The organism is Amphritea pacifica (assembly GCF_016924145.1).
In the GTDB taxonomy this organism is placed as follows: Bacteria; Pseudomonadota; Gammaproteobacteria; order Pseudomonadales; family Balneatricaceae; genus Amphritea; species Amphritea pacifica.
Genome location: NZ_JAFFZO010000035.1, coordinates 7,927 through 23,637, shown reverse-complemented (window position 1 = coordinate 23,637; position 15,711 = coordinate 7,927). Strand labels below are relative to the sequence as shown.

The 15,711-nt window shown below is 53.5% G+C and carries 12 protein-coding genes and 1 tRNA gene; 4 read left to right on the top strand and 9 right to left on the bottom strand.

Annotated features, from left to right (window positions below; all coding sequences use genetic code 11):
• Window positions 1-2 precede the first annotated feature (2 nt).
• On the top strand, window positions 3-614 hold the full coding sequence (locus JW499_RS17745) for an EF-hand domain-containing protein (RefSeq protein ID WP_205211841.1): 612 nt from the start codon (window positions 3-5) through the stop codon (window positions 612-614).
• Between the two features lie 223 nt (window positions 615-837).
• Here JW499_RS17745 and JW499_RS17740 read toward each other — a convergent pair whose 3' ends face one another.
• Complete coding sequence (locus JW499_RS17740; protein ID WP_205211840.1) at window positions 838-1,614, bottom strand: hypothetical protein; 777 nt, start codon at window positions 1,612-1,614, stop codon at window positions 838-840.
• A 350-nt stretch (window positions 1,615-1,964) separates the two neighbouring features.
• On the opposite strand from JW499_RS17740, the gene JW499_RS17735 reads away from it, so the two are divergent.
• Together JW499_RS17735 and JW499_RS17730 are read left to right on the top strand one after the other, a co-directional pair.
• Window positions 1,965-2,621: a response regulator gene (locus JW499_RS17735; protein WP_205211839.1), complete on the top strand. Its 657-nt coding sequence runs from the start codon at window positions 1,965-1,967 to the stop codon at window positions 2,619-2,621.
• A 4-nt stretch (window positions 2,622-2,625) separates the two neighbouring features.
• Window positions 2,626-3,963 (top strand): ATP-binding protein, encoded by a 1,338-nt coding sequence (locus tag JW499_RS17730; RefSeq protein WP_205211838.1) that lies wholly within the window; start codon window positions 2,626-2,628, stop codon window positions 3,961-3,963.
• Window positions 3,964-4,112: 149 nt separating this feature from the next.
• Here JW499_RS17730 and JW499_RS17725 read toward each other — a convergent pair whose 3' ends face one another.
• From JW499_RS17725 to JW499_RS17690, 8 genes are all read right to left on the bottom strand, one after another.
• A complete protein-coding gene (locus tag JW499_RS17725; RefSeq protein WP_205211837.1) occupies window positions 4,113-4,781 on the bottom strand; it encodes a tetratricopeptide repeat protein in 669 nt (222 codons plus the stop codon).
• Between the two features lie 72 nt (window positions 4,782-4,853).
• Window positions 4,854-5,621: an SDR family NAD(P)-dependent oxidoreductase gene (locus JW499_RS17720; protein WP_205211836.1), complete on the bottom strand. Its 768-nt coding sequence runs from the start codon at window positions 5,619-5,621 to the stop codon at window positions 4,854-4,856.
• Window positions 5,611-6,279: a TenA family transcriptional regulator gene (locus JW499_RS17715; RefSeq protein WP_091357773.1), complete on the bottom strand. Its 669-nt coding sequence runs from the start codon at window positions 6,277-6,279 to the stop codon at window positions 5,611-5,613. Before JW499_RS17715 ends, JW499_RS17720 begins: the two co-directional genes overlap by 11 nt.
• An 80-nt stretch (window positions 6,280-6,359) precedes the next feature.
• Window positions 6,360-7,688: an AMP-binding protein gene (locus JW499_RS17710; protein ID WP_205211835.1), complete on the bottom strand. Its 1,329-nt coding sequence runs from the start codon at window positions 7,686-7,688 to the stop codon at window positions 6,360-6,362.
• Window positions 7,689-7,691: 3 nt separating this feature from the next.
• Window positions 7,692-8,390, bottom strand: coding sequence for a thermostable hemolysin (locus tag JW499_RS17705; protein WP_091357768.1), 699 nt, complete (start codon window positions 8,388-8,390; stop codon window positions 7,692-7,694).
• A gap of 200 nt (window positions 8,391-8,590) precedes the next feature.
• Window positions 8,591-10,003, bottom strand: a complete 1,413-nt coding sequence (locus tag JW499_RS17700) for a sodium-dependent transporter (RefSeq protein WP_205211834.1) — start codon at window positions 10,001-10,003, stop codon at window positions 8,591-8,593.
• 76 nt (window positions 10,004-10,079) lie between these two features.
• Window positions 10,080-11,147, bottom strand: coding sequence for a Glu/Leu/Phe/Val dehydrogenase dimerization domain-containing protein (locus tag JW499_RS17695; protein ID WP_205211833.1), 1,068 nt, complete (start codon window positions 11,145-11,147; stop codon window positions 10,080-10,082).
• A 33-nt stretch (window positions 11,148-11,180) separates the two neighbouring features.
• Window positions 11,181-14,657 carry an indolepyruvate ferredoxin oxidoreductase family protein gene (locus JW499_RS17690; protein ID WP_205211832.1) on the bottom strand — a complete coding sequence of 1,159 codons (3,477 nt, stop codon included), beginning with the start codon at window positions 14,655-14,657 and terminating at the stop codon, window positions 11,181-11,183.
• Window positions 14,658-15,399: 742 nt separating this feature from the next.
• Between JW499_RS17690 and JW499_RS17685 the strand changes: the two genes are divergently transcribed.
• Window positions 15,400-15,476 (top strand) — tRNA-Met (locus tag JW499_RS17685).
• Window positions 15,477-15,711 lie beyond the last annotated feature (235 nt).

Here is a 15,711-nt window from a genome sequence, read left to right as displayed (position 1 = left end):
TCATGAAAACACGACTCAGAGTCAGGTTATCCCCGATCTCAGCCCTACTGTCGATCTCTGCTGGTTGTATGATGATATTGGTGGCTCAGGCTGCGGATATTCCGGCACGAGGGCCTATCCCCTTTGCTGTTTATGACCAGGATGGAAACGGCGTTATTAGTCAGGAAGAGTTTGATGATATCCGTAACCAGCGCAGGCAGCGCAATGTAGCAGCCGGTGCTCCGATGCGGGGGATGGCGAATGCACCGATGTTCCGGGATTTTGACAGGGATGGCGATGGTCAGATCAGCGCCGCTGAACTGCAGGCCGGGCAGACCGCTCAGCGAAACCTGAAGGGCCAGAACCAACCGATGGGTGCCGGCAAAAACGGCATGATGGGCGCTGGCCGCAATCAGCCATCCTTCAGTGATGTTGATCAGAACGGTGATGGTTTCATCAGCCAGGAGGAGATGAATACCTTCCGCAATGCGCGCATTACTGAGCGGGCTCAGGCGGGGTATCCTATGCGCAATCTCGCCAATATGAAATCATTTGAGGAGATGGATAGCAATCATGATCAGATGCTGGATGCCGACGAGTTTAGTCAGCATCAGATGCAGCAGCGCAATCCATAGTCTCACTGAGGAGTCAAACCGGGTTGCAAGGGGGAGGGCTCAAACAGAACTGCAGTCATCCCCGGGTTCTGGCTTCCGGTCAGCAGATCAGTGTTGATGGCGGTCAGATTTTGCCCGAGTCTCCCGAGGCAATTGCAGAGCTCTGAATGGCTGCGGCTAAGCGCAAAGGGGTATCTGAGGATACCCCTTTTCTGTGTTATCCGAACATTCTTAATCGTTTCCGTTAAACCGCCCCGGTTTGCTGCAAATTTTGCAGAAACCCCTCAAAGAACCGTTTGTCACGGTTATACTGGTCACTACTCATCTGTAGTTTGAAATCTTCCAGATAACGCAGCCAGTCGGTTGACCACTGCTTATAGGAAAAATCCGCAGAGGCTAATGGATTAACATAGCCGGGTTCGCCTGGCTCGTGACGAGCCACAAACCGGCCATTTTCATCCACCTCAATATTCGCCATGATCAGCGAACTCATCAGATGACCCTCTGCCATCATCTTGTCCTTAAAGCTCATTCCGTCAGTGGTTTTATGCCAGGCTTCAGCGACCTCTGGTGGCGTATTGGAGTTGGGGAACATGAAGGTTTTACCAATCCCGATATCGGTAAAACCATCGTTGTCCGAATCCAGTCCTGTGTGGGGCAGGCGGAGCAGATTATTTGCCCCTTCGCTGCTCATCTGATCGATCTTGCTGTCATCGATAAAGTCAGCCAGGCTATGCACCTCTCTGAGAACTTCCCGGTCTTCATAACTGAGGCTCTTCAGAAATGTTTTACTATTGATAGGTTGCTGTTGCGATGCCATCTCTGCCAGTTGTATAAAGCGTTCCTGGTTTTTAAACAGACGACTGACAAGATCATCACTGGCACCGCGCTGCATTGCATCGCTGATGACTTTATCAAAGCCTCCGGACAGGTCGGTCTGAACCAGACTGAAAGGGGAGCTGGCTGGCTGTGCGGCGTGTTGAGCCGTCACTGGAAATGGGGTAACTGAGCTGGTCTGCATAGGTTTCTCCCGGGCAATCCCTTGGGTGTTTGCAAAACACCGGTTTGTTAAACAGGCTGATAGATCTACCAAGCGGATTTCGTGCCATTAACGGTGATGGAATTTAAAGTCATAAAAAACAATAGCTTGATTTATTCTTAATCAGAGTGATGATGTTGTGATGGGCAACCCTTTGCCGCTGGCTGGGCTGCGGAATTCCGTTTCAGGTGCCATTTTGCCAGTCAGAGCAGCTGTGTTTAACGCGGTTTTCAATTAGTGTAAGGGAAGCTGAGTGTCCACCGCTGGCAGTGACTGTTCAGGTTGCTGTCAGGTTTATGTTTTTTAATGGAGGAAAGCTGTGGAGATTGCGGGTGCGTATTTTACTGGTTGAAGATGAGAAGGGTTTAGGGGGGGCGATACGGGAACATATCGCCAGTGAAGGGCACGCGGTGGACTGGTTTGAGACCCTCTCTGATGCATCAGCCAGTCTGACGACCACCAATTATGATCTGATTCTGCTTGATCTTCTTCTGCCTGATGGTCATGGGCTGGATCTTCTGGCCCGGATCCGGTCAGCTAAAAACAGTGTGGCGGTGATTATCCTGACCGCGCTTGATCAAATATCGGACCGGATTAAAGGGCTGAATGCCGGTGCCGACGACTATCTGGTTAAACCGTTTGATCTGGGGGAGCTATCGGCGCGAATTATCGCTATTCAGCGGCGTCTCTATGCTGATGGTACCGGTATGCTGACACTGGGGAACCTGAGCATTGATCTGACCAATAAGATCATCCTTAATGAAGGTGAGCCTGCAAACCTGAGCTCCCGTGAGTGGGCGGTACTGGAGCGGCTGTTGCGGCATAAAAACTCAATTGTCGCCAAGTCGGTGATCGAGGATGCGTTGTACGAGTATGGCGCAGAGGTTGAAAGTAATACCGTCGAGGTCTATATCAGCCGGCTACGGAAAAAAATTGGCAAAACCAGTATCGAAACCATCCGTGGTATCGGTTATAGAATGAAGGTTTAAGCCGATGAAACATCGCAGTATTAAACGCCGGCTGGTGGTTTCGATTGTCTCTATTGTAACGCTGATCTGGCTGGCTTCCAGCGGCTATTCAGCCTATGTCTTCAATGATGAAATTAATGAAGTGCTGGATGACGCGCTGGTGCAGAATGCCAAACGTCTGATCCCTCTGGCGGTACAGGATGACAGCGATGGTGATGAAGCGAAAAAAAATGATCAGACCCCTCCGGTTGCCGAGGCTGAAAATGAAAGCTATTTTCTCTATCAGATCCGCGCTAAAGATGGCCATGTAACCCATTTTTCCCATGATATCGTTAAACGTCCTTTCAGTGAGCTATTGGTGGATGGTTTTCAGGATCTTGAAGGCTTTCGGGTGTATACCGAGAGCATCCACAACGGTGATTTTTTTGTCCAGGTCGCAGAACCGCTCGATCACCGCGAAGAAGCGGTAATGGAGAGCCTGTGGGGATTTCTGATTCCGTTACTGCTGGTGATACCGGTGACCGGCTTTATGGTCTGGTGGCTGGTGGGCAACTCTCTGATGCCCCTGTTCAGGCTGAATCGCGATATCAGCAAACGGGGTAGCGATAACCTGACCCTGTTCGAGCATCGTCATCAGCCGCAGGAGCTGCTGCCAATCACCGCGTCGCTGAATGGTCTGATGCAGAAGATATCCCAGGCGATCTATGCCGAGCGGGAGTTTGCCTCCAATAGTGCCCACGAGCTGCGCACGCCCGTGGCTTCCTTGCTGGCGCAGACCCAGCGCCTGATCGCCGTCTCTGAGGATAACGATACCCGGCAGCGGGCGGCAGAGCTGGAACAGGGCTTAAAACGGTTACAACGGTTGTCGGAAAAACTGCTACAACTGTCCCGGGCGGATGCGTCCGTACTCCGCAGCGGCGAAACTTCCAGTGTGTTGACGCTGCTCTCCTTTCTGATAGAGGAGTATCAGCGGGGCACTCAGACCGACCAGACGATAATCTGTGATGAAGCCAGCCTGCACTCTCTTGAGTGGCCGGTGGATATGGATGCGGCCGCCATTATCCTGCGCAACCTGCTCGAAAATGCATTGCGTTATGGCTCGCCACAGCAACCGGTTGAGATCTTCAGTGATAGCGATCATGCCCTGCATGTGGTCAACAGTTGCGACATCTTGCCTAAGGATCAGTTACAGCGTCTGACCAACCGTTTTGAGCGCGGTAGTTATCAGTCTGAAGGCACCGGGCTGGGGTTGGCAATTGTCGATACCTTTGTCAAACACGGCTCGGGAACTCTGGAATTTTACTCCCCCGCTCGTCATCGTAGCGATGGTTTTGAAGTGGTGATTCAGTTCCCTTCAGCGTGAAGGCCGGGTCATCAGGAGCATCGGAGACAGGCGTGGGCCAGATTGGATGAAGCTATAAAAAACTATGAAAAGAGCTATGAAAATCCCGGCGCTATTGGCCGGGATTTTTGGGTTTATCATGGGGAAATGATAAATAGCAGAGAGGAGGACTATTTTTTCAGTCCGGCGAGTTTTGCCATGGCCAGTTCGATCTCATGCCGACGCCCGGCATCAGCCACCGGACGGTCGGCGCGGGGTTTGGCTGAGAGAGCCTTCTCAAAATAGTGTCTGGCTTCATCATAGCGTTTGTTTTCCATCAGGAAGTCAGCGTAAAAATAGTTGGCATCGATACCATCGGGGTTCACTTCAAGGGCCGCCTTAAGATGCTGCTCCGCTTTGTCGTCGCTACCGAAGGCGATGGGCCAGCCGGGCACCTGATAGTAAAGTGAACCCAGCGACGTGTGAGCTGAAGCGTTCAGTGCTGTTGGATTCTGCTCCAGAGAGGCTTCAAACAGTTTTTTAGCTTCTTTTACTTTTCCCAGTGCAGACAAGCCCTTCACGATACCCGCATCGGTGGAGAGAATAATACCCTGCCAGATTTTGGGTTCGGCAAAGTCAGCATATTTGGCTGAGGTCTGTTCAGCCTGCTGCTCCAGCTTCTCGATCGCAGAGAGCTGGAGTTTTTCATCGTTTACCTGGTATTTGATTCTGGCCCATTCAGATTGCAGTGCTGCCACATCCTGCATCATCTCTTGCTGGCCCGCCTGAGCGGCAAACGAGGTAGAGAGAGGCAGGTAGAGGCTCATTACCGCAACCGATATCAGGAGTTTATGTTTCATCATGTTGACCTCAAAGGTTATCTGTCTGGACTATCGGGCTGCACCTCTGTTGCGCTAACCCAACAGATACAGTCAGGTTGCGTTATTTAACTCAGGTGATAGTTTTTTTGCTGATTCAGTCCTGTGGTGTTCAAAAATCGCCTCGCCAACCCTGACGTTCTTGCGTAATCCCTTATCCACAACCGAAGGGAAGTTGGCATTCATAAAGGCGAAGAAACGTTCAGGCTTGCCAAAGCGGACCTCTTTTTCGCCAAGCAGGATGGCGTTGAAAATCCGCTGAGCCACTTCCTCCGGTTGATCATAGGCGGTGCCGGTCTGGTGGTTAATCTCGTTACTGATCCCCTGATTCATTCTGGTTTGCACCGCCCGTGGGGCGATCAGCGTCACCCTGATTCCGGTATCACACAGTTCTCGCCGCAGGCAATCGGAAAACGCCTTAATACCTGCTTTTGCGGCTACATAGCCGGAATAATAGGGCAGGGGAATAATGCCCATCATTGATCCCACATTGATGATCTGCCCGGTGTTGCGCTGTTTCATTGCCGGCAGCACTGCCTGTGACAGACGCATCGGCACGGTCAGGTTCAGGGCGATAAGTTTGCTCAGATGCTGATCTTCGCAATGAGCGCATTCATTGTAGCCTGCCATATTGATCAGAATATCCGGCGCCAGATGGGACAGGGTGTGGCAGATACTGTCGATATTGTCACTCAGATCGCCAGACTCCTGGCGGCTGAATACAATGACATCACCGCCCGCATCCCGCAGTAGTTTAACCAGGGGAGCACCGATGCCTCCGGTACCCCCGGTAATAAAGATACTTTTCCCTTTAAGCGACATCTTTCACCCCCTCAGCCGGGATAGTGCGCAGCACATTAGCAAACAGGCGGAAGGTGTTTCTGGCCACTTCGATGATGGCTGCCTGGTCTTTCGGATCGGTTATTTTTTCCAGCGTTTTTTCAAAGAACTGCATATGACTGATATCCAGATCACCGTGGGAATGAAGATAGGAGAACGCCTGCTCCGGCAGATCCAGTGACTGTTTAACCGCATCCGCACCTTTGTTGGCGATGGCGATTGAGGTGCTTTCCAGCATGAACACCATACCCAGAAAACCAACCGGATTTTTGCGGTTGATATAATCGTAGTTGTAAGCGATCAGTACCTGTGTTTCCAGTGCCGGGGTGCTGTTGCGAACCGCCTCCCGGTCGCCGCCGACCGCTTCAATATCGTTGAGAATCCACTCTTCGTGGCCGATCTCCTCTTCGATATATTCGGCAATCACTTTTTGCAGGAAGAGTTTGTTGGCGGGCAGTTTAGCGCCCATCGACATCAGAAATGGCACCGTATGAGACACATGATGAAAGGCTTCGGTCAGGTAAGCCAGGTAGGCTTCGTGGGTGATCTTACCTTGCAGAGCGTTGGCCAGCTGGGGTACCTGATAGAGCTCTGCGCGTTCGGCTTCGGTTTCCTGAATCAGCAGGTCAAAAAAAGTCATGATGTATCTCCTTGTACGTTTTTGAGTACGAAAGTTTTTGCGAGAATAGGTTTCTGTGCGCATAAGTTAATGATGTGAAATTAGAGTTGGTTAAGCCGTTCTAATATTTTTGCCCGCCGGGGGCGGCCAGTGCCGGTCAGCAGGCCGTTAGCAAGGGTGAACGGCTCCGCCAGACTGTAATCCCTGATCTGTGCATATTCCGGTAGCCCGGCATTGGCTTTCAGAATGACCTGCTGGATATCGGCATTTGCCGACACCGGCACGATCAGCGCACTCAGATGCGGTTGCGCATCGCCATAGACAACCGTCTGGGCGATCTCCGGCTGGCACAGCAGGGAGGCTTCTACCCACTCAGGGGAGATATTGCGGCCATAGGAGGTGATCAGAACGTTCTTTTTACGTCCGGTAATGGAGAGAAAACCGTCTGCATCCAGTGCGCCCAGGTCTTCAGTGTTGAAGCTGCCTGTCGTGCTCTGACCGATGTAACCGAGAAAACCGGGGTTATGAATTCTGATCTCTCCCGCTTCAACGCTAGCTGCTACATGGGGGAGTAGTTTGCCCACGCTGCCTGGCCGGTCGTCGTCCGGTGTATTCAGTGACACCACCGAAGCGCACTCTGACAGGCCGTAGCCCTCATACACCGGTAGTCCCATCTGACGCGCCATCCGAATCAGATTGGCATCGGTTTTTGAACCGCCGACGGCGATAAACTTCAGTGATGACAGGGGGCCTTGCTGAGCCACCTGAGCCAGCAGGATACGCAGTACTTCAGGTACCAGAATGATCGATGTCGCTGCCGTTTCGACAACTTGCTGATGCAGGCAGTCATAGTTCTGGCCAAACGCAGTGAGGGATGGCAGGCGGATGGTACAGCCGGCGATCAGCGCGGCATACACCCCGGCAACATTTTCCAGTAATACCGCCAGCGGCAGACTGCACAGATGGGTGCCAACAAAGTCCTGCCCCAGCACCTGCCCGATACTGCGGGCAACATTTTCCATCGCCCGCTGCGGCAGGCAAACCCCTTTAGGCTGTCCGGTGGTACCCGAGGTAAAGGTGACTTTGGCTGTCGTTTCGGGCAACGCAACTGTGTGCTGTATTCCGGTTGCCACCAGACCATCAGGTGAAATAATGTGAGATACCGCCGCCTGGGAGAGTGTATGGTCTCTCTGCTCCGGGCTGAAGAACGGTGGAATCGGTACACAGACGACCCCGACACTGAGGGCTGCGAGATCCCAGAGCACCCAGTCAACGCTGTTATCCAGAGCGATGGCCAGAGTCGATACCTGGCTAAGCTGTTTTGCCCGGTCGGCAATCTCTGCTTCCAGGTCACGGTAATACACCGTTTGCTGCTCGTCCTGCAGGGCGATTTTGCCCGGTGCATGTTGGTTGATGCTATTGAATATCATGGTTTAGTGTTCCGCTTTGAAGTGGAGACGGGGAAATAAACGTGGCCGGCACTCCCGGAAATCAGCACCGAACAGTGCTTTCAGGCGTGCGACACCGGTATCAACATTGCCCACCAGTACCCGGGGCTCAGTGTCGTAGTAGGTGCCCCAGTCGGTATCCTGTTCACTGATATTGTTTAAGTGGGCGCGGCATAGTTCTTTGGGATTCAGTCCGGTACGTTTGAAATAACGGTGCAGGAACTGTGTTCCGGTAATGGTGGCGTAGCGGATTTTCTGGTTTTCCAGATAGGACGCCAGCGCGGCAAACAGGAAGGCCGATGCGCCTTTACCGGCGGATGCCAGATTGCCTATCTCGATGATTTGCGCACGCTCGCAGTCCAGCACGGTCTCAATCGGCTGGTCCAGATACTGTTCCAGAAACAACGCTTCTTTATCGGCATAACGGACACCGACAGCCGCCAGAATCTCATCATCCGCATTGCGCACCGACATAATCATCGGGTAGGTAACGTTGATATCGGCGTTATAACTCTGCTTGTAGATATTCTTTATAAAATCAACGACCCGCTGACGCTCAGGTTCAAAGGCACCGGTGATGCTGATAACTGAGGGATTCAGCGAACTGATCTTTGAGATCAGGCCCTGATTGAGATACAGATTCGCTGTATTCAGATCGTTTTCCTGGTAGCGCAAGATATACATTTGCTGTCCCCTGTTTAAGTGTCAGGGACATTCTTGCTGACAAAGCTGACATGAATCTGAACGGGATAAAATAATTCAATATTTTTTTTATGGTTATTTGTCAGGCCCGGAATAAATGGGGGTGAGATGTGTGAAGAAAATTGAGGTATGAACAAAAAAGCCCTGCGTTGGCAGGGCTTTTGGCGGTGATAGCGGGATTATCAACTCAGGTTGTAGATAAACACCACCAGTACTGCTGCCGGCGTGATAAAACGGATAACAAACATAAAACTTTGGTAAGCCAGGCTGTTGCCCATATCAAATTCGTTTTCGGCGGCCGGTTTTGCCATAAACCAGCCGACAAACAGCGCGGTTGCCAGGCCGACTAACGGCATAATCAGGTTGGCGGTGGCGTAGTCGAACAGATCGAAGAAGGTCTTTTCGGCAAAGCGTTCAAACGTGCCCAGTGGGTGAACGTCGGCCCAGACATTCAGCGACAGAATAGTCAGAATTCCCAGCGCCCAGATACTGATGCCGCCCATCAGGGTGGCGCTCAGACGGCTGATCCCCTTTTGTTCTTCAAACCACTCCACCAGAGGTTCCAGCAGCGAGATTGCCGAGGTAATGGCTGCGACAACCAACAGGATAAAGAACAGACTGCCAAACAATATGCCGCCACTCATCTGGCCAAACGCAATCGGCAGGGTCTGGAAGATCAGTCCCGGGCCTGCACCCGCTTCAAGACCGTTGGCAAACACCAGCGGAAAGATCGCCAGACCTGCCAGCAAGGCCACCAGGGTATCGACAACGGAGACGGTGACTGCTGTTTTCACAATGGAAACCTGTTTCGGCAGGTAGGAGCCATAGGCCATCATTACCCCCATCCCCAGGCTGAGAGTAAAGAACGCGTGTCCCAGTGCCGTGAGCACACCGGCGGTGGTCAGTTTGGAAAAGTCTGGCTGAAACAGAAATGCAAAGCCCTCGGCAAAGCTGTTGGTGCTCATGGCATAACCCACCATCACCAGCAGCAGAACAAACAGCAGCGGCATGAGGATATTGATCGCTCTCTCCATACCAGAGCTGAGACCGCGGGCGACGATCATAATGACCAGCAGCATAAACACCGAATGCCATAACAGCAGAGTGTAGGGATCGGCCAGCAGGCTGCTGAACATCGTGCCAATCGCTGCGGTGCTGGCCCCGACAAACAGGCCGTTGGCGGAGTTGCCAATATAGGCCAGCGCCCAGCCACCGATCACCGAGTAAAAAGACAGGATCAGAATCGAGGCCAGCATCCCCATGCCCCCGATCCAGACCCAGCGGCTGGAGAGTCCATCCCGCCGGGTCAGGTTGCGCATGCTGTTGATCGGGCTGCGACCGCCACGGCGACCGATCATCACCTCCGCAATCATAATCGGAATACCGATCAGGGCGATGCACAGCAGGTAAACCAGAACGAATGCTCCGCCACCATTTTCACCGGTGATATAGGGGAATTTCCAGATATTTCCCAGCCCTACGGCCGAGCCGCTGGCCGCCAGGATAAAGGCCATGCGGGAGGACCACATCGGGTGGTCTTTACGGGTGTTGTCGGCAGAGGCATCCAGTGCCGGGTTCTGAACCAGTTCAGTCATTGATTTTCTCCAGATCTTATTTTTATGTCAGAGATAGAGTCAGCCCACCGGTGATGGGCTGAGTTGTTTTTACAGGTTATTGTGCCGCGCGTGGCTGGTTAATGCGCTCTTCGGCCAGCTCATTGGCGATCTCCCCGGTTGGACGGTCCTGGGCATCGGCCCGACGAAATATCTCGCACAGGGTGTCGGCGATGGTCTCGATATGGGCGCGCACCTGAGTGTGTTGATGACCGATACGTTCATAGAAAATATCGATAATGCCGCCTGCGTTAAGGACGTAATCCGGGGCATAGAGAATGCCGCGTTCGCGCAGCATCAGATCATGGCGCTGCGACGCCAACTGATTATTGGCCGCTCCGGCAATCACTTTTGCTTTGATCAGCGGAATAGACTCATCATTGAGTACCGCGCCCAGTGCGCAGGGGGCGATGACATCCACATCCAGTGACAGAATCTCATTCTGGCTGACCGCTGTGGCCCCCAGTGTCCTCACTGCCAGATCTACCTGTTGCTGATGGATATCAGTAACAAACAGCTGCGCGCCCGCCTGATGCAGGTGCTCGGCCAACCGGTAGCCGACATTACCCACCCCCTGAATCGCCACTTTAAGCCCCTTCAGATCGGTGCGGTCCAGTTGGTACTGCACCGCCGTTTTCAGGCCGATAAAGGTGCCATACGCGGTAGCCGGGGAGGGATCGCCATTGCAGGGCAGACCATCAATGCCAGTCCGTTCGGTGATGCCGGCCACATTGTCGGTGTGTTGTGCCATCACCTGCAGATCGGGTACTGAGGTGCCGGAGTCCTCAGCGGCGATATAGCGGTTGCCGGTGTGTTCCAGAAAACGCCCCATCGCCGCCAGCAGCTCCGGGGTTTTATGTTGGCGCGGGTCGCCGATGATCACCGATTTACCGCCGCCCAGGTCGAGATTGGCCAGGGCCGACTTATAGGTCATCCCTTTGGACAGGCGCAGCACATCGTTGAGGGCTTCCTCATCGCTGACATAGTGCCACATCCGACAGCCCCCCAATGCCGGGCCGCGGTTAGTGTTATGGATGGCGATGATGGCTTTCAGGCCAGTGATCTCATCGTGACAGAAGACAACCTGCTCATGGTTATCAAATTCGGCATGACTAAAAACGGACATAACGTATGTTCCTGAAAATTTTATGGTTGTTATTTAAACGGTTGCCTGTGACCGGGCATCTTCCGGTTCAAGGATGCGTTCCAGTAATTGCTGACGCTGGCGTTGAGCTTTTTCATAGGCCTGCTCTTTTACCGGCCCGTAGCCGCGAATCCCCGAGGGTAGCCGGGCCAGCTCAGTCGCATCCTGCAGGTTATCCACACTGAGATTCTGCAGTAGCGCCTGAATATCCTGCTCGTATTCGCGGATCAGCCGACGTTCGAGACGGCGATCAGCACTGTAACCAAACAGATCCAGGGGGGTGCCCCGCAGAGGTCTGAGGCTGGCCAGCAGACGAAACAGCGGCATGATTCTGTCACTAAAGCGGCGTTTCACCGGCCGGCCGGTGGCGCTGTTGATCCGCGAGATCAGCGGCGGGGCGAGATTGAATTCGAGTTCAAAGTCACCTTCAAACTGCTGGTTAAGTTGCTCCCGGAAACTGACTGATGTTAGTTGCCGGGCCACTTCATACTCGTCCTTATAGGCCAGCACCTTGCTGTAGTTTTCCGCAACCGCCAGGCTCAGGGCGCTTCCCCGGCCCAGCTGTTTTTCCGTGTCAGCGACGTTACGCACCAGCGACTGATAGCGATGCGCCAGGGCGGCCCCCTGATATTGGCTAAGGTGCTGCATCTCCCGGTGAATTACTTCATCCAGTCCGGGCATTAGTCGTACCGCCTGAATATCACTGTCCGGGGAGGTGATCCGTTCAACCTGTTGCAGGTTGTGCGCTGCACGGCGTCCCCAGAGGAACGCTTCTTTGTTAGCCGCAACCGCTACACCATTGAGTTCGATCGCCTGCTCGATTGAATCCATCTCAAGGGGAATCAGTCCTTTCTGCCAGGCATAGCCGATGCAGAACAGATTAACCGCCATACCATCACCGAGTAGCTGCGTGGCCAGGGTGGTGGCATCGAGACAGAAACTGCTCTGCGGTTTGGCGCTGTCACGGATCACTTGCTCCATCTCTGCGGTGGGTACCTGCAGATCGGGGTCTCGGGTGAACGCCGCGGGCATGGTTTCATGGTTATTGATCACCACCTGGCTGCGCTGCCGATCCAGCTTGCCCAGCGCCTCTTCGCTGGCTCCCACCATCAGGTCAAAGCCGATCATCAGATCGGTTTCACCCGCCGGAATACGTACCGTATGGATCTGTTCCTGAGACTCGGCGATGCGGATATGGCTCATCACCGCGCCAAATTTCTGTGCCAGGCCTATCTGATCGAGCACCCCGGTACCTTTACCTTCGATATGCGCCGCCATCCCCAGCAGGGCGCTGACGGTCACCACCCCGGTGCCACCGACACCGGTCAGCAGGATGTTGTAAGGTGTGCTACAACCGGGTAGCTGCGGCATCGGCAGTTCTGGAAACTGACTGGCTTTCCCCAGCGGTTCGGGTTTACGCAGTTTGCCCCCTTTGACGGTGACAAAGCTGGGACAGAAGCCACGGATGCAGCTGAAGTCTTTATTACAGGCGGACTGATCGATAGCGCGTTTGCGGCCACGGTCGGTCTCTTTGGGCAGCAGCGACAAACAGTTGGATTGCACGCCGCAGTCACCGCAGCCTTCGCAGATCTCCGGATGAATAACCACCCGTTTTTGCGGGTCGGTCATCTCACTGCGTTTGCGCCGACGCCGCTTCTCCGCTGCACAGGTCTGGTCAAATACCATCGCCGTGCAGCCGGGGATCTCCCGCAGCTCCATCTGCACCGCTTGCAGATCATCCCGGTGGTGGAAGGTGACGCCGTCAGCAAATTCAGAACGGCTGGGATATTTATCCGGCTCATCGCTGACCACGGCGATACGGTGGACACCTTCACCATAGAGTTGGTGGGTAATCTGCTGTACTGTCAGTTGGCCATCAATGGGCTGACCGCCGGTCATGGCGACGGCATCGTTATACAGCACTTTATAGGTGATGTTGGTGCCGGAGGCGATCGCCGCACGAATCGCCAGCAGACCCGAGTGAAAGTAGGTGCCATCGCCGAGATTCTGGAACACATGGTTGTTATCAGTGAAGGGTGCCTGACCGATCCAGGTTGCGCCTTCGCCGCCCATCTGGGTAAAGGTGTCGGTGCCACGGTCCATCCAGGTGGCCATATAGTGACAACCGATTCCGCCCAATGCCCGACTGCCTTCCGGGACTACGGTAGAGGTGTTGTGGGGACAGCCGGAGCAGAAGTGGGGAGTACGCTCTAACAGTGAACGGGGCTGCGCCAGTTCGTATTCTTTTTCGCTGAGGAAGGCGAGCCGCTCGCTGATCTTCTGACTGCTGTGAAAGGGTGCAATGCGTGCGGCAATTGTCCGGGCGATCATCGCCGGTGTCAGTTCACTCAGACTGGTCAACAGCTCATTGCCCAACTGATCTTTCTTACCCACCACCCGGGGACGAGCACTCTGATGCCGGTCCTGCCAGCTGTAGAGTTGCTCCTTCAGCTGATCTTCGATCAGACCGCGTTTCTCTTCGATAACCAGAATCTCTTGCAGATCTTCAGCAAACTCATAGATCCCTTCCGGTTCCAGTGGCCAGGGCATCGCGACTTTGTATAGCCGGATTCCCAACTCAGCGGCCTGCGCATGGCTGATACCCAGATCTTCCAGCGCCTGCAGGACATCAAGATAAGACTTGCCGGTGGTGACAATACCCAGGCGCGGCTGAGCGGTATCGATAACGATTTTATCCAGTCGGTTGTGGCGGCAGAACGCCTGTGCTGCGGCGATTTTGTAGCGGTGCAGTCGCGCTTCCTGTTGCAGTGGTTTATCCGGCCAGCGGGCATTCAGGCCATCGGCGGGGCGCTCGAAGTGTTCGGGGAGGCTGATCTCCAGTCGCTGATGATCAAGATTGGCTGAGATGGCTGAATCCATTACCTCGGCCAGCGCTTTCAGTCCCACCCAGCAGCCGCTGAAGCGGGACATTGCCCAGCCATACAGGCCATAATCCAGCATCTCCTGAATCCCGGACGGATAGAGCACCGGAATCATCGCATCCATAAAGGCGTAATCGCTCTGATGGGGGAGGGTAGAGGATTTGCTGGCATGGTCATCACCGGCAACCGCCAGTACTCCACCATACTCTGAGGTACCGAAAGCGTTGGCATGCTTCAGTACATCACCGGTACGGTCAACCCCCGGACCTTTGCCATACCAGAGGCCGAAAACACCATCGTAGCGGGCACCTTCAAATACGTTGACCTGTTGTGATCCCCACACGGCGGTTGCCCCCAGATCTTCATTAACGCCGGGTTGGAAGACGATATTGCTCTGTTTCAGATAATCGCGGATCTGCCACAGGGTTTTGTCAAAGTTGCCCAGAGGTGAGCCCCGATAGCCCGAGATGAACCCGGCTGTATTCAGTCCCGCCTGTTTATCCCGTGCGGCCTGAAGCATCGGCAGGCGAGCCAGCGCCTGACTACCGGTCAGGTAGACCCGTCCGCTCTGTTTTTCCCACTTATCCTGCAGTGAAACGGCATTTTTCATGTTGATAGCTCCCGGTTCTGAACGGCAACAGTTATGCGCTCCGGTTCAGAACGAATCAGAAAATGGATGGACAGAAAACGGTGAATCAGACGCCGGGGGGCGAAATATTCCTGAGTTGGTCTTTCGGTCTTTGGATGATGGAGCGTAGGAATACAACTGAACTGTCAGCAGGCAGCAGGTCTGTGAGATCGGGATGGCACAACGGTGTGTGCCGCAGAAAAAAGCGGTAGGTCATGGTTATTACCCTTTACCTTAGCCGGATCACAGCCAGGTTTGAATATTGTTGTTATTGTGCCGGCGGATAGGCCGGTTTCTGTTGCAGCGATACCTTTTTGGGGTGCGCTGGCGACCAACATTAATCCGGGAGGATAGCGTAAGTCAACCAAGGAAAGTGATGCGGATGCGTAAGAAATAGATATTATTTATGGTAATATGCTTAATTGGCAGATTATTTTTCTGTTATATTTTTATAGGTAAATACCCGTATTTCTTTTAAATTCAACAGGCATCGGACATCAACAGGCGATTTAATCGTCAGCAATTTCAACTGAAGTTTTTTTGATTGCAGAGGATATTCATTTTTAGCACGTGGTCCGTGCATTTCAGGAATACGCCAGGCAAAGATCGGGCCGTGCTAACGGTCGGTTTTTTGTAAAAACAGCGGTTTGCTACGTTGTTTAAATTATTTAGTTAAACCATTTGCCAAGCGGGTGACTCATCTGTAATATACGCCCCACGTTGATGCGGGGTGGAGCAGCCTGGTAGCTCGTCGGGCTCATAACCCGAAGGTCGTCAGTTCAAATCTGGCCCCCGCTACCACAACGGAAAAACAAGACTAGCCGCATGGTTGGTCTTTTTTTTTGCCTGAAATTCAGTTTGTAGATTGGTATAGAAAGCGTCGGGCTCGGCTCTCTATAAAAGCCTGGGAAGGTCGTCAGTTCAAATCTGGCCCCCGCTACCACAACGGAAAAACAAGACTAGCCGCATGGTTGGTCTTTTTTTTTGCCTGAAATTCAGTTTGTAGATTGGTATAGAAAGCGTCGGGCTCGGCTCT